The organism is Rhodobacter calidifons, from assembly GCF_011174775.1.
Taxonomy (GTDB): Bacteria; Pseudomonadota; Alphaproteobacteria; order Rhodobacterales; family Rhodobacteraceae; genus Tabrizicola; species Tabrizicola calidifons.
Genome location: NZ_JAANHS010000028.1, coordinates 1 through 12,172, shown reverse-complemented (window position 1 = coordinate 12,172; position 12,172 = coordinate 1). Strand labels below are relative to the sequence as shown.

The following is a 12,172-nucleotide window of genomic DNA, read 5'->3' as shown; positions in this document are numbered from 1 at the left end:
GCAGCCATCAAGCGGACGCTGAAGAGCAGCACGACCTCCGTCCTCTATACCGCCGCGCAGCAGGCCGCCGACTGGGGCGCGCCGCTCGGGCCCGGCCAGACGCTGGCGCTCCGCATCTTCCAGCTCTCGAACCGCCTCGGCCGCGGCACGCCCGCGACCGTGACCCTCCAGTTCTGACGGGATTTCCCATGTCCGACACCACGACCCATCTGGGCCTGCCCTATCTCCTGGCGGCGCAGGCGCAGAAGCATGTCACGCACAACGAGGCGCTGCGCCTGCTCGACGCCATGGTCCAGCTCTCGGTCCTCGACCGGACGCGCACCGCGCCGCCGGCCAGCCCCATCGATGGCAACCGCCACCTCGTCGCCTCCGGTGCGACCGGCCTCTGGGCTGGGTGGGATCTGAACATCGCCTTCTGGGTCGACGGCGCATGGATCCGGCTTGTGCCGCGTACCGGCTGGCTGGTCTGGGTGGCGGCCGAGGGGCTGTTCCTCGTCTGGACCGGCAGCGCCTGGGAGGTCGTGGGCGAGCCGCGCGACGTCTCGGACGCCGTCTTCAGCCTCGTCAACGATGCCGATCCGACGAAGAAGGCGACCTTCTCGCTGGCGGGGATCAGCGCAGGCACTACCCGCAGCTTCACACTGCCCAACACCTCATCGGAGGTGGCGATCCTCGCGGGCACCCAGACCTTCACCGGGAACAAGACGTTTTCAGGGACGCTGACAGCATCCGGAACCGTCACGGTTTCCGCAGCGAGCGCATCGATCGGCACGGCGACGACGGCGGCGTCCTACGGGATGGGCACCGGGGCCACGACCAATGGCACCACCAAGACCGTGAACATCGGCACCGGCGGCGCGTCCGGATCAACAACGGTCGTCAACATCGGCTCGGCCACGGATGGTTCGGGTGGCACGACCATCATCAACACGCCGACTGTCACCTTCGCCAATGCCGTGACGCAGATCGGCATGCCACAGGCGAATCTGACTGCGCAGCTCTTGGGCCTCGGTGGGGCGACCGCTGACAGCTACAATCGGTTTTCGATGAACACGCCTGCCGTTCTCCTGAACAACGCAGGGGCGGGGATCGAAGCCACAGTCAACAAGGCGGCCCCGGCGAATGATGCGGCCTTTGCCTTCAAGACCGGCTTTTCTGCCCGCGCGCTGATCGGCCTCCTCGGCAACGATGATTTCAGCTTCAAGGTCAGCCCCGACGGCTCGGCCTTCTTCGACGCGATCAGGATCGACCGCACGAACGGCCAGGTGGAACTGCCGCAGCCGACAGTGTTGCCGGGTCTGAGCGCTGCACCGCCCCCGCCACCCGCAGGCAAGGCTTCAGTCTATGCCCGCAACCGTGCAGGCGCGCCGTGGATCGACGTCATGCGTCCCTCGGGTCGGGACTTCCCGCTCCAGCCGCACTTCGGGGTGAACCGCATCGCCAACTGGTCGCCCTCGACCGGCACGACGATCACCACCGAAGGCCTGCCGATCACCTCGGTCGGCACGGTATCGCACCCGACGCTCGCCGCAACGAACCTTGCTGCCAGCATGCGCCGCTGGCGTCTGACCTCGGCTGCCGTCGTGGACTCGGTGGCCGACCAGCGCTCCGCAGGCTGGGCCTGCTGGCGCGGCAATGCCGCAGGCCTCGGCGGCTGGACCTTCGTGACGCGGATTTCGCTCACGACACTGCAGGCGACCGGGATGGCGTTCTTCGGCCTCTACGGATCGACGGCGGCGCTGGCCACCACCCTCACGCTGGCGGCAGCCATCAACTGCATCGGCATCGGCTTCCAGCGCGGCACCCACACCCGCTGGCAATTGGTCGCGAATGACGGCACCGGGGCGCCGGGGGCGCCGACCCTGACCGACATGGGCGCGAGCTTTGCCATCGCGACGGGCGGCGTGCTGACCCTGTTCATCGCCGCGCCGCCGAACAGCAGTTCCGTCTGGGTGCGGGTGGTGGACGAGGTTTCAGGCGCGATCTTCGAACAGGAGATCACCGCCGACCTGCCCGCCGCGACGCAGTTCCTGTCACCCCGCCTCTTCCTCAACACAGGCGCGACGGCGGCAGCAGTCGCTTATGATTGTTCGGGGGTCTACGTGGAGACGGATTATTGAGCGTGAGCTGCATCGTTGCCGGTTTGCAGCCATTCTGGCACGTCGCAACGGAGCTTCCATGCGTCGAAGCCCTCCGCGTGCATGGGAAGTTGCCCGGGATCTGCGACCAATCGTGAGATTTTGATCGGCTGTTCCTTGACTGCTCAGTTTGTGATTTGCTTCGAAAGCGCTGCCAAGCAATCTGTAACCATGAGTGCTGGCCTTGTTTTCAAGTTTTTGAATTTGTTCGCCCGCACCCTGCGGGCCTGCGTTGTTATGGTCGGCCTCGGACTGGTGATGCTGAGTTCCGACTATTGCCCGACGGGTCAGACCGACTGCGCCATGGCGGGCATGGACATGGAAACCCAAGAAGCCGTCTGCGTTCTGGCCTGCGGTGTCCCGTTTCAATACAGCGTCGATGCTGCGCCAGTCGTCATCGGCCAAGTTTCAGTTGTGCCCGTCCCGCCGGTCGTGAGTTTTTCTGGCATCCTGACCGAGCCGGATGTGCCACCCCCCCGATCCCTTGCTTGAGACGGCGTCCCTATTTCAATCTCATCAAGGAGACCAATGATGAAAACCACACTGGCTGCTGCGGCAGTCCTGCTCGCCTTTGGCGGCGCCGCGTTTGCGGCCTCGGATTGCTGCGGCGATCTGATGGCCTGTTGCGCTGCGATGTTCGAGTGCTGTTTCTGATCTGCACTTGACCACAACAATGGGAACGCCAGCCTTCGGGCTGGCGTTTTCACGAATTGAATACCCCAGGATGATCGCCAAAGGACCGCGTGGTATCGCCGAGAGGATCGGACGTCAGGCTGCGGGATAGGACGTTAAAACCGACGTCGTCCCGTCGCGCGCGATCAGGAAAACCTCATAATCCTCGCGGTCGGTTTCATCCCCCATTCCCGGTGATGCATAGGGCATGCCGGGCACCGCAAGGCCGATGGCATCCGGGCGCTCCCTCAGCAGGCGACGAATATCGGCGGCGGGCACATGGCCCTCGATCATGTAACCCTCGATCTTGCCAGTGTGGCAGGACGTCATGCGTTGCGGAATGCCGTTGTCGAGTTTGTAGTTGATCAGCAGCCTGCCGTAGAGTTCTTCCTCGGTCACCGTGAAGCCTTCGGCGCGCAGGTGGTCCACCCATGCCGTGCAGCATTCGCAACCGGTGCCTTTGGCGACGTGGATCGGCGGCAGGGTTTGCGCCTGCAGCGGAAAGGCCGCGGCAACGCCAAGAGACACGGTGGAGAGGACTAAGCTTCGGCGGTTCAGATGCGGCATGTGAAAACTCCAGGTGCTCAGGTCAGGATGCGGCGGATCTTGGGAAGGGCGAACCGGCGGTCTTCGTGGAAGTCGATGATCGAAGCGAAGCGGCCATCGGCATGAAACAGAAAAACCCCCGCCGTGTGGTTCATCGTGTAGTCGCCGTCTCGAGGCAGTTTCTCGAATTTAGCCCGAAAACCGGCTGCGGCCTTCTCAACCTCGGGCAGCTGACCTGTCAGCCCGACGATGCGACGATCGAAGTTCGACAGATACTCGGCCAGAACGGTGGGCGTATCGCGTTCGGGATCGACGGAAATCAGCGCCACGTTCAACCGGTCAGCCTCAGGCCCGAGATCGGCCAGCCAATCCGAGATGTCGGACAGCGTGGTCGGGCACACGTCGGGGCACCAGGTAAAGCCGAAGAACACCATCGTCGGTCGTCCGATCCAGTCGGCGGGCTGCACCGGGTTGCCGCGATGGTTGGACAGGTTGAATGACATGTCGGCGACGGGCAGCGGCAACAGACCGGCACCTGGTTGCGCGCTGTTGCGGCTTTTCCACCAGCCAAGGCCGAGGGTGAACGCAAGTGCCCCCGCCGTGCCGCCCAGTCCAAGGATCACTGCCCGGCGTGTTCGCAATCCGGCCCCTCCGCACGCAGGGACAAGACCTCGACGTTGACGGTGACCTCGCCCGCCTTCTCGAAGGTCAGGGTGACGGGGAAACTGTCGCCTTCGTTCAGTGCAGTGGTCAGGCCCGTCAGCATCCCGTGATAGCCGCCCGGCGCAAGCTTGACCGACTGCCCGGCAGGCACGGGAATGGACATGGCATGCGGCATCGAAGCGATGCCATTCGTCACCACGGTTTCGTGCAGCATCGGCATCCCTGCCGCAGGGGTCGCAATCCCGATCAGCGCATCGTCGGTTGTTCCGGCGTTGGTCACTTCGACATAGAACACGCCCGGCCGATCCGCACCGATGGTGGCGCGGGACCACGCATGTTCGACCGACAGGTCGCCGACGGTGAAGATTTCACAGGCGAAGGCGGCAGGGGCCGTCAGGGTCAAAAGGGTGGAGAGCATCAGAGTATTCAAGGGAATCTCACAATCTGGACTGAAGGTCGGCAAGAATGTCGGCGGCGGGGGTGCCGTAGGTAAACTGGCGCAGCCAATCCCCGTCCGGCCCGATCAGGTAGAGCGCAGGACTATGGGACATCATATAGCCATCCGGCGCTGCGGCATCTTCCTCGCGTTCGAAGTTTATCTTGAAGCTCTCCGCAGCGGCGCGGGTCTGCTCTGCGTCCCCGGCAAGCCCCAGGATCGTTGGGTGGAAGGCTGCGGTAAATGCCGCCAAACCAAGCCTGCGGTCGCGCTCGGGATCGATGGAAATAAACAGTGGCTGAACGTTTGCGGCCTCCTCACCCAGGTCGTCCATGACCTGCGCGACTTCGGCCAATGTCGTCGGGCATACATCGGGGCAGTTGGTGAAGCCAAAGAACATTAGCAGATGCTTGCCCGCGAAATCAGACAAGGTGCGCAGCCGCCCTTCCGCGTCCGGTAGCGTGAATGTCGGCCGGAAGGCCGCTTGCGCCACAGATACCGGCGCACGGTCGGAGAAAACCATCAAGGCCCCGTAAGCAAGGGCGGCAAAACCTGCCGCCGCCCAGAGGATTTTCTGCGGTCCCGTCAAACGCATCCGTCCCATACTCCACTATTCATGCGGCTCTAAACCCTCCAGTAACTTGAGGTTCAAGCGCGACATCACCGTTTCACAGAATGGTGAGGGATCAGCTCAGCAGGACGGTCGACAGCAGGTTGAGGTTCAGCAGGATGATGATCGCCGCGATCAGCCAACACAGGCCGGTAAGCTAGCGGGGGGCTACCAGTTCCCCCATCTTGGCACGGCTCGCGGTGAACATCACCAGCGGCACAATGGCAAAGGGCAGTTGGAATGACAGCACGACCTGACTGAGGATCAAGAGCTGCCCGACGCCTTCGCTGCCATAGATCAGGATCACGAAGATGGCGGGCACGATGGCAAGGCACCGCGTGATCAACTGCCGCGCCCAAGGGGCGATGCGCAGGTTGATGAACCCTTCCATGACGATCTGCCCGACCATGGTCGCGGTGACGGTGGAATTGAGGCCCGCACACAAGAGCGCCACACCGAAAAGGATCGGCGCGAGGGACGACCCCAGCAACGGTTCCAGCAGCAGATGCGCCTTGTCGATCTCGGCCACATCATTCTGACCCGCAGTGTAGAACGCGGCAGCGGCCAGGATCAGGATCGAGGCGTTGATCGTCAGCGCGAACATCAGGGCGATGGTGCTGTCCCATGTTGCGAGACGCAGCGCCTCGCGCTTGGCAGGAAGATCGAGGCCGAAGGCGCGCGGGTCTGAACGATGCCGGAATGGAGATAGAGATTATGTGGCATCACCGTGGCTCCGATGATCCCAAGCGCCAGATACAGCATTGTCGGGTTGCCGAAAATCTCGCGGCTGGGTGCGAACCCGGCGATGACCTCACCCCAGGCCGGGTCGGCCTGAGCGATCAGCACGACAAAACAGGCGGCAATCAGCGCCATGAGCGAGATGATCAACGCTTCGATCCAACGGAAACCCTTGTTCTGCAGCCAAAGGATCAGGAACACGTCGGCGGCGGTGATGAAGATGCCGATTTCCAGCGGGATGCCGAACAGCAGGTTCAGACCGATGGCGGTGCCGATCACCTCGGCCAGATCGGTGGCGATGATGGCCCCTTCGGCAAGAATCCACAGCGGGAATGACATCCACTTCGGGAACGCATCGCAGCAGGCTTGCGCCAGATCACGCCCCGAGGCGACCGCCAACCGGGCGCACAGCGATTGCAGCAGGATTGCCATGATGTTCGACAACAGCGCTACGAACAGCAGCGTGTAGCCGAACGCGGCCCCACCCGCGAGCGATGTCGCCCAATTGCCAGGGTCCATGTAGCCCACGGCAACGAGGTAGCCGGGGCCGATGAACGCGAGGAACCGACGGAACCGGCTGGTGCCGCGATTGCCGACGGAGATGCTGCGAAAGAGCTCGGACAGCGACGGCGTCTCACGTTCCTGACGCCAGGCGCTTGCGGGCATGGGACTGTGCTTTCTGTTGCCGCCGGGGCCGCACCAAAGGCTTGGCGAATAAAGTTAGACAGTGCTAACTATCAGAGGCGCGACTTTACTTGTCAATCCTCAATGTGCGACACTGATCCGATGACACAGCGTGATCTTGCAACCGCGACACCTGTCGTGACCGATGGCCGCCCCGCCGACCTGCGCGCCGAGGCGTTTCAGGGCGTGCGTGACGCGCGCAGCCGCGAACTGGCCGAGGACTATGTCGAACTGATCGCGGAACTGATCCACGACCATGGCGAAGCCCGCCCGGTGGACATCGCCGCGCGCCTTGGCGTGCGCGCCCCCACCGTGACAAAGGCACTGGACCGTTTGGCCCGCGAGGGCCTGATCAGCCGCGCGAAGTATCGATCGGTCTTTCTGACGGACGAGGGCCGCGCTCTCGCCCGTGAATGCCGCCGTCGGCACGAGATCGTGCTGCGCTTCCTGCTCAGCCTGGGACTGGACGCCGAGACGGCCGAGCACGACGCCGAGGGCATCGAACATCACGTCAGCGAACGGACGCTCGCCCTGTTTGCAGCTTTCGCCAGCAAGGCTTGAGCGCCCCGTTCCAGACCACAAAGTCAGGCGTTCTCGACCGCGAACCGGACATCGGCGATCAGGCTTTCAGCGCTGAAATTCTCCAGGCGCTTGCCGTTCGGAAAGAAGGTCGGCGTCTGGCGGATACCCAAGGCTTCGACATCGGACATGTCCTGATTGAGGGTGCCGGTAATCCCCGGGAATAGCTTGTCGGTTTCGGCACGTTCCACAGCCAGACCCGCATTGGCGGCGATTTCCCATGCGACGTCCATTTCCGGCGATCCGTGTACGGCCCAGCCAGGCTGTTCCTCAAAGAGCGCGTCAAGCACCGGTTCGAACTTGTTCTGCATCCGCGCAGCCTCAAGGATGCGGGCGGCTTCGTCCGAGCCCTCGTGGAAAAGCGTATAACGCAGCACGATTCTGACCTGATCCGGAAACATGCGTCGGATCTCTTCGACGGCCGGATGGTAAGCGCGGCAGGCCTCGCAGGAAGGGTCGAAGAATTCAACCAGCGTGACCGGCGCATCTGCCGGGCCAAAGCTTGGAGAGTAGGGCCGGACAAGAAGTGCCGGGTCCACGGCCGGGGTCGCTGCGGCGACCGCTTCGGCTTCGGCCTGTCGCTGGCGGTTCAGGAAAAAGGCACCGCCCCCGAAGGTGGCAAGCCCGAGGGTTGAAGCTCCGATGAACAAAGTGCGGCGGTTCATGCGCGGGTTCCTTTCGGCAAGATGAGACAGACAAGGATCGCGGCAAAGGCTGCCAGCGACAGGTAGGGGATGGGCAGACCCAGAATGATCTGCGCAGGACCGGAACAGGACGGGCCGTCCTTTGTGCAAGGTGCTATCACTTCCGGGATCAGCCCGAGATAGAGCCCGGAGTGCCCGCCGGCCAGCGCCAAGCCTGCAAGGACCAGCGGCAAGGCATAATGACGCACCATGCCGTCCCCGCGCCACAGCGACAATCCAAGGATCGGCACCAGCGGAAACATCGCGATGCGCTGATACCAGCACAGGGTGCAAGGCATCTGTCCCAGAACCTCACCGATGAACAGCGCACCAAGCGTTGCCGTGAGCGCGATCAGAAATGCCACCGTTTGGAATAGATCGTCGCGGGACAGTTGCCCGGTGTCACGGTCGGTCAAGGTCCGGCTCCTTTCGACGCAGGCCGATCCAGCGTGGGACGGCGGCGGCATAGCGGTCGTAACCAGACCCCAAGGCCTGACGAAGGGCGGTCTCTTCCGACCGGACCTGCGTGGTGGCCGACCAAACGAAAAGGATCGGCGCAAGGATGGTCGGGACGGACGGCACCGCAAGAGCGACCCCGGCCAAGAGGGCGCATTGCCCGACAAAGGTCGGGTTTCGGCTGAACCGATAAAGGCCACCCGAGAAGAGATCGCCCGTCGCACCGCTGACCACACCGACCCGCCAGGATGTGCCCATCGACATCTGCGCGGCAAAGGCCACCATCGCGCCAAGACCCGCAATGAAGATGCCGATCATGCCAAGAACCGGGGCTTTCCCCTCGGTCCAGAAGGGATCGACCTTGTGCAAGATGGGCAGGGCCAGCCATAGCAGCGGACCGAAAACCGCGAAGGTGAACGCCGCCCGGAACCCGAAGGCCGCCAGCCGGTCACGCCCGGTGGCCCGTGCGAACAGCCAGACAGGTTTGCCTGCGGCCTGTGCCGCAATGGAGCTGCCCCAGAAGAACAGCGCGAGATAGCCGAATAGAAGGGCCAGTGCGGCCCAGCCAAAACCAGACATCATCGGATCAGCCCTCACGCTCGGGGTTGAACCGGAGCAATCGCAATGCGTTCAGCGTGACGAGTACCGTCGCCCCGGTATCGGCCAGAATGGCGATCCAGAGGTCTGTCATGCCGAACACCGTCGTCACCAGAAACACCGCCTTCAGCCCAAGGGCGAGCGTCACGTTCTGGCGAATGTTGGCCATGGCGGCCCGCGACAGGCGGATCAGCCCTGGCACGTCCGTCACCCGGTCACGCAGGATTGCCGCGTCGGCGGTTTCCAGCGCCACATCGGTGCCAGACCCCATCGCCACGCCGATGCTCGCCTGCTTCAACGCGGGTGCATCATTGATCCCGTCGCCGATCATCATCACGCCGCCAGCCTCGGACATCTTGCGGATTTCCTCAAGCTTGTCCTCGGGCATCATCTCGGCCCGGTACGCCAACCCCATGCCGCCCGCTATGGCGGCGGCGGTGCGGGGGTTGTCGCCGGTCAGCACGACGGGCGTGATGCCCAGCTTGCGCAACTGGCGCACCGCTTCCGCGGCATCTGCGCGCGGCTCGTCCCGCAGGGCGATCAGGCCAAGGCCCTGACGTTCGCGGTAGACCACGACAACGGTCTTGCCCTCATCCTCCAGTTGCGTGGCGCGGCGCAGCCCCAGGCCGTCCAGGGCACCCGCGTCCATGGCAAACTTCGGCGAGGCGACCCACGCCTTCGCATCCCCGACAATCGCCTCGACCCCTTTGCCGACGATCGCTTTCGCCTCGCGCGACGGCAAGGCTGTGATCTTGTCCGCCTCGGCTCGCCGCAGGATCGCCAAGGCCAGAGGGTGGCTTGACCCGCCTTCGACGCCCGCGGCGACTGCCAGCACCTGTGCTTCGGTTGCGGACCCCAGCGTCACGATGTCAGTGACGGCGGGTTTGCCGTGGGTGAGGGTGCCGGTCTTGTCGAAGGCCACGCGGGTCACGCGCGCCGCCGCCTCAATCACCTCACCGCCCTTCATCAGAAGCCCGCGCCGGGCGCCTGCAGACAGGGCCGAGGCGATGGAGGCGGGGACCGAGATCACCAGCGCGCAGGGGCAACCGATCAGCAAAAGGGCCAATGCGCGGTAAATCCAAGTGTCCCAGTCCTGCCCGAAGCCCATCGGCGGCACCAGAGCCACCAGCAGCGACAGGCCGACGATGATTGGCATGTAGATGCGGCTGAACCGGTCAATGAAGCGTTCGGTGGGCGCGCGGGCGGATTCGGCCTCCTCCACCAGCTTGATGATGCGGGAAATCGTATTGTCTTCGGCGGCTTTGGTCACGCGGATGCGAAGGGCGGCCTCGGCGTTGATCGAGCCTGCAAAGACCTGATCGCCCGGCACCTTGGTCTTGGGAATCGACTCGCCGGTCACCGGGCTTTCGTCAATGCCGCTGGTGCCTTCGACAATTTCGCCGTCCGCGGCGATGCGGTCGCCGGGACGGGCAAAGATCATCTGCCCAACCTGAAGTTCGCTCGCGGCGACCTCGCGCGTCCTGCCGTTCTCCTCGATCAGCGCCGATTTGGGCACCAGATCGGCCAGCGCCTTGATGGATGACCGCGCCTTGTTGGCGGCCACACTTTCCAGGACTTCGCCCACAGCAAACAGAAACACCACCAGCGCCGCCTCTTCGGCAGCACCAATGAACAGGGCCCCGACGGCGGCGATCGTCATCAACATCTCGATGGTGAAGGGCATGCCCGCCTGCAACGCGGCGAAGGCGCGCCGGGCGACGGGGGCAACGCCGATGACACAGGCGGCGATGAAGGCCCAGTTTGCGATGTCTTCCGACGCCAGCAGTTTCACGGCCCAGGCGGCGGCAAGAAGTAGCCCGGTGCCGATCACCAGACGGCCCTTGCCGGTTTGAAACCATTCCTTGCCCTTGTCGGCAGGATCGTCATGCAGATGGCCGGGCGCGCCGTGGCCCTCATCAGTGATCATGACGTTAACCTTGGCATCCGGGTGATCGTGCCGGGCATAGTCGTCGTGTGCGGGTTCTTCGACCTTTGCGCCCGGCAGCACAAAGGCCTTGGCCTTGGCCGCCTTGGTCGCACCGATGCCAAATCCCAGCTTGACCACCGCCGCCTCGATCTTGTCGCGCGGCGTGGTGCCGGGTTCCAGCCGCAGCGTCAGCTTTTCGGCCATGACGGCCACATTCACATCCGTAACGCCCGGCAGACGCTCAACCGCCGTGCGGATCTTGACCGCGCAGGAGGCACAATCCATCCCGGTCACAACCCATTCCTGCGTTTCGCCCAAGGTTTTGTCTGCCATTTCAAGCCTTACCGCCCCTAAAACCCGAGGCGATTGCATCTGATCCGGCCCCTGTTTAATCTCTCTAGCAACTAGAGGAGCAAGAAGTCATTCATGCTGACCATCGGAAAGTTGAGCCAGGCATCGGGGGTCAAAGTGCCCACGATCCGCTATTACGAAGAGATCGGCCTGCTGCCCGAGGCCGAACGCAGCGCAGGCAATCAACGGCTCTACGGCCGAAAGGCGCAAGAACGGCTGACCTTCATCCGCCACGCGCGTGAGCTGGGCTTTCCGCTTGATGCGATCCGCGACTTGCTCAGCCTGTCGGACCGGCCGGACCAGTCCTGCGCCGCCGCCGACGCCATCGCATCGGCGCAACTTGCAGCGGTCGAGGCGCGCATCGCACGGCTGACAGCGCTCAAGGCCGAACTGGAGCGGATGCTGATCCAATGTGCGGGGGGCGTGATTGCCGATTGCCGCGTGATCGAGGTTTTGGGCGACCACGCGAAATGTTGCGCGGACCATGCCCCGTCCGGACACCTGATCGAGGTTGCTGGATGAGTTCCGCCCCGACCGTGGCGCTTTATGCCCTTGCCGCCTTGGCCGAGATTGCCGGTTGCTTTGCCGTCTGGTCCTGGATGCGGCTTGGGGCCTCGGCGCTGTGGTTGGTTCTGGGCCTTGTTTCGCTTGCGGCCTTCGCGTGGCTGCTGACCTTGGCGCCGACGGATGCTGCCGGGCGGGCTTATGCTGCCTATGGTGGCGTCTACATTGCGGCGTCCTTGGTGTGGCTTTGGTTTGTCGAGGGGCAGCGTCCGGATCGATGGGATGTCACCGGGGCTGCGGTCTGCCTGATCGGGGCGGCGATCATCCTTTTTGCACCGCGCGCCGCCTGAGTTTGGGGCCTCGGGCCGGTCAGGCCGCCCGGTCGGGCCAGTGCGGGTGCAGCGGATCGATCATGAGGGAAAGATCTTGAACACGCCGGATGTCCGATAAGATATTGTAAAAAAACAATATTATACCTTGATCGCCTTTTTTCTGTTGCCGGCGCGCGCCGGAGATGGGGTGGATGCCGCTCTCCCCTGACGGCATTGCGATGTGCCAAACTCGTGGTGTCGAAGCACAAGCTGTAGG

The 12,172-nt window shown here is 63.8% G+C and carries 17 protein-coding genes; 6 read left to right on the top strand and 11 right to left on the bottom strand.

Going from position 1 to position 12,172, the window contains the following annotated elements:
• Window positions 1–188 precede the first annotated feature (188 nt).
• The 3 genes from G8O29_RS17550 (at window position 189) to G8O29_RS18755 (ending at window position 2,792) form a co-directional block, all read left to right on the top strand.
• Window positions 189–2,120, top strand: a complete 1,932-nt coding sequence (locus tag G8O29_RS17550; protein WP_166404511.1) for a DUF2793 domain-containing protein — start codon at window positions 189–191, stop codon at window positions 2,118–2,120.
• 135 nt (window positions 2,121–2,255) lie between these two features.
• Window positions 2,256–2,630, top strand: a complete 375-nt coding sequence (locus tag G8O29_RS17545) for a hypothetical protein (RefSeq protein WP_166404510.1) — start codon at window positions 2,256–2,258, stop codon at window positions 2,628–2,630.
• 39 nt (window positions 2,631–2,669) lie between these two features.
• Window positions 2,670–2,792, top strand: coding sequence for a hypothetical protein (locus G8O29_RS18755; protein ID WP_257724885.1), 123 nt, complete (start codon window positions 2,670–2,672; stop codon window positions 2,790–2,792).
• A 114-nt stretch (window positions 2,793–2,906) separates the two neighbouring features.
• Here G8O29_RS18755 and G8O29_RS17540 read toward each other — a convergent pair whose 3' ends face one another.
• From G8O29_RS17540 to G8O29_RS18655, 6 genes are all read right to left on the bottom strand, one after another.
• Complete coding sequence (locus G8O29_RS17540) at window positions 2,907–3,377, bottom strand: DUF411 domain-containing protein (RefSeq protein WP_166404509.1); 471 nt, start codon at window positions 3,375–3,377, stop codon at window positions 2,907–2,909.
• Window positions 3,378–3,394: 17 nt separating this feature from the next.
• Entirely contained in the window at window positions 3,395–3,997 is a 603-nt protein-coding gene (locus tag G8O29_RS17535; RefSeq protein ID WP_166404508.1) for an SCO family protein, read from the bottom strand.
• Window positions 3,976–4,437 (bottom strand): copper chaperone PCu(A)C, encoded by a 462-nt coding sequence (locus tag G8O29_RS17530; RefSeq protein WP_166404507.1) that lies wholly within the window; start codon window positions 4,435–4,437, stop codon window positions 3,976–3,978. The genes G8O29_RS17535 and G8O29_RS17530 overlap by 22 nt, the downstream gene beginning before the upstream one ends.
• Window positions 4,438–4,456: 19 nt before the next feature.
• Complete coding sequence (locus G8O29_RS17525) at window positions 4,457–5,050, bottom strand: SCO family protein (protein WP_166404506.1); 594 nt, start codon at window positions 5,048–5,050, stop codon at window positions 4,457–4,459.
• Between the two features lie 172 nt (window positions 5,051–5,222).
• Window positions 5,223–5,669 (bottom strand): Nramp family divalent metal transporter, encoded by a 447-nt coding sequence (locus tag G8O29_RS18660; protein WP_253073001.1) that lies wholly within the window; start codon window positions 5,667–5,669, stop codon window positions 5,223–5,225.
• The gene (locus G8O29_RS18655; RefSeq protein WP_253073000.1) at window positions 5,669–6,469 is read right to left on the bottom strand and encodes an Nramp family divalent metal transporter; all 801 of its coding nucleotides are present in this window, start codon (window positions 6,467–6,469) and stop codon (window positions 5,669–5,671) included. Before G8O29_RS18655 ends, G8O29_RS18660 begins: the two co-directional genes overlap by 1 nt.
• 120 nt (window positions 6,470–6,589) lie before the next feature.
• On the opposite strand from G8O29_RS18655, the gene mntR reads away from it, so the two are divergent.
• Window positions 6,590–7,048, top strand: a complete 459-nt coding sequence (gene mntR, locus G8O29_RS17515) for a manganese-binding transcriptional regulator MntR (protein ID WP_166404505.1) — start codon at window positions 6,590–6,592, stop codon at window positions 7,046–7,048.
• Window positions 7,049–7,071: 23 nt separating this feature from the next.
• On the opposite strand, the gene G8O29_RS17510 is transcribed toward mntR, so the two are convergent.
• The 4 genes from G8O29_RS17510 to G8O29_RS17495 are packed head-to-tail and all read right to left on the bottom strand — an operon-like array spanning window position 7,072 to window position 11,062.
• Window positions 7,072–7,731, bottom strand: coding sequence for a DsbA family protein (locus tag G8O29_RS17510; protein ID WP_166404504.1), 660 nt, complete (start codon window positions 7,729–7,731; stop codon window positions 7,072–7,074).
• Window positions 7,728–8,165, bottom strand: a complete 438-nt coding sequence (locus G8O29_RS17505) for a disulfide bond formation protein B (RefSeq protein ID WP_242679176.1) — start codon at window positions 8,163–8,165, stop codon at window positions 7,728–7,730. The genes G8O29_RS17510 and G8O29_RS17505 overlap by 4 nt, the downstream gene beginning before the upstream one ends.
• The gene (locus tag G8O29_RS17500) at window positions 8,152–8,787 is read right to left on the bottom strand and encodes a methyltransferase family protein (RefSeq protein WP_242679175.1); all 636 of its coding nucleotides are present in this window, start codon (window positions 8,785–8,787) and stop codon (window positions 8,152–8,154) included. The genes G8O29_RS17505 and G8O29_RS17500 overlap by 14 nt, the downstream gene beginning before the upstream one ends.
• Window positions 8,788–8,791: 4 nt before the next feature.
• Window positions 8,792–11,062 carry a heavy metal translocating P-type ATPase gene (locus tag G8O29_RS17495; protein WP_166404502.1) on the bottom strand — a complete coding sequence of 757 codons (2,271 nt, stop codon included), beginning with the start codon at window positions 11,060–11,062 and terminating at the stop codon, window positions 8,792–8,794.
• A gap of 93 nt (window positions 11,063–11,155) precedes the next feature.
• Between G8O29_RS17495 and G8O29_RS17490 the strand changes: the two genes are divergently transcribed.
• The gene (locus G8O29_RS17490) at window positions 11,156–11,602 is read left to right on the top strand and encodes a MerR family transcriptional regulator (protein WP_166404501.1); all 447 of its coding nucleotides are present in this window, start codon (window positions 11,156–11,158) and stop codon (window positions 11,600–11,602) included.
• Window positions 11,599–11,934: a YnfA family protein gene (locus tag G8O29_RS17485; RefSeq protein ID WP_166404500.1), complete on the top strand. Its 336-nt coding sequence runs from the start codon at window positions 11,599–11,601 to the stop codon at window positions 11,932–11,934. The genes G8O29_RS17490 and G8O29_RS17485 overlap by 4 nt, the downstream gene beginning before the upstream one ends.
• Before the next feature lie 19 nt (window positions 11,935–11,953).
• Here the strand turns inward: G8O29_RS17485 and G8O29_RS18325 are convergent.
• Window positions 11,954–12,172: hypothetical protein (locus G8O29_RS18325; protein ID WP_207623970.1), on the bottom strand; the 219-nt coding region annotated here is incomplete at its 5' end.

Excerpts from the sequence above, each read along its gene's own strand:
- G8O29_RS17550 (WP_166404511.1), top strand. The coding sequence starts at position 189 with ATGTCCGACACCACGACCCATCTGGGCCTGCCCTATCTCCTGGCGGCG.
- G8O29_RS18755 (WP_257724885.1), top strand. The coding sequence starts at position 2,670 with ATGAAAACCACACTGGCTGCTGCGGCAGTCCTGCTCGCCTTTGGCGGC.
- G8O29_RS17540 (WP_166404509.1), bottom strand. The coding sequence starts at position 3,377 with ATGCCGCATCTGAACCGCCGAAGCTTAGTCCTCTCCACCGTGTCTCTT.
- G8O29_RS17530 (WP_166404507.1), bottom strand. The coding sequence starts at position 4,437 with ATGCTCTCCACCCTTTTGACCCTGACGGCCCCTGCCGCCTTCGCCTGT.
- G8O29_RS17525 (WP_166404506.1), bottom strand. The coding sequence starts at position 5,050 with ATGCGTTTGACGGGACCGCAGAAAATCCTCTGGGCGGCGGCAGGTTTT.
- G8O29_RS18660 (WP_253073001.1), bottom strand. The coding sequence starts at position 5,669 with ATGTTCGCGCTGACGATCAACGCCTCGATCCTGATCCTGGCCGCTGCC.
- G8O29_RS18655 (WP_253073000.1), bottom strand. The coding sequence starts at position 6,469 with ATGCCCGCAAGCGCCTGGCGTCAGGAACGTGAGACGCCGTCGCTGTCC.
- mntR (WP_166404505.1), top strand. The coding sequence starts at position 6,590 with ATGACACAGCGTGATCTTGCAACCGCGACACCTGTCGTGACCGATGGC.
- G8O29_RS17510 (WP_166404504.1), bottom strand. The coding sequence starts at position 7,731 with ATGAACCGCCGCACTTTGTTCATCGGAGCTTCAACCCTCGGGCTTGCC.
- G8O29_RS17500 (WP_242679175.1), bottom strand. The coding sequence starts at position 8,787 with ATGATGTCTGGTTTTGGCTGGGCCGCACTGGCCCTTCTATTCGGCTAT.
- G8O29_RS17495 (WP_166404502.1), bottom strand. The coding sequence starts at position 11,062 with ATGGCAGACAAAACCTTGGGCGAAACGCAGGAATGGGTTGTGACCGGG.
- G8O29_RS17490 (WP_166404501.1), top strand. The coding sequence starts at position 11,156 with ATGCTGACCATCGGAAAGTTGAGCCAGGCATCGGGGGTCAAAGTGCCC.
- G8O29_RS17485 (WP_166404500.1), top strand. The coding sequence starts at position 11,599 with ATGAGTTCCGCCCCGACCGTGGCGCTTTATGCCCTTGCCGCCTTGGCC.